Source organism: Halolamina salina (genome assembly GCF_042678005.1).
Lineage (GTDB): Archaea > Halobacteriota > Halobacteria > Halobacteriales > Haloferacaceae > Halolamina > Halolamina salina.
The window spans coordinates 1-260 of the sequence record NZ_JBHUDH010000004.1; the positions used below are offsets into that span (position 1 = coordinate 1).

The following is a 260-nucleotide window of genomic DNA, read 5'->3' on the forward strand; positions in this document are numbered from 1 at the left end:
CAACGCCGCCGGAGAAGGCGACTGCGAGTCCGTCGGGACTCGGCTCGCGGACGCTCGTGAGCACGGCGTCGCGAACGGCGTCGACGGCGGTCCCGTGGTCCGTCTCGGTCGTTGGGTTCGGGAGCGACCACACCTCGCCCCGGGCGTCGTCCGGTTCGATGACCGTGAGCGCGTCGAGCAGTTCGGGGTCGGTCAGATCCGTCGGGTCGAAGCTCCACTCTCTGCCGTCGCTCGCGGCGTCGAGGTGGAGCGGTTCGCGG

The 260-nt window shown here is 71.5% G+C and carries 1 pseudogene; it reads right to left on the reverse strand.

The features are described 5' to 3' along the window. Positions 1-260 (reverse strand): annotated as a pseudogene (locus ACFR9S_RS00605) (asparagine synthetase B); the annotation flags it as partial.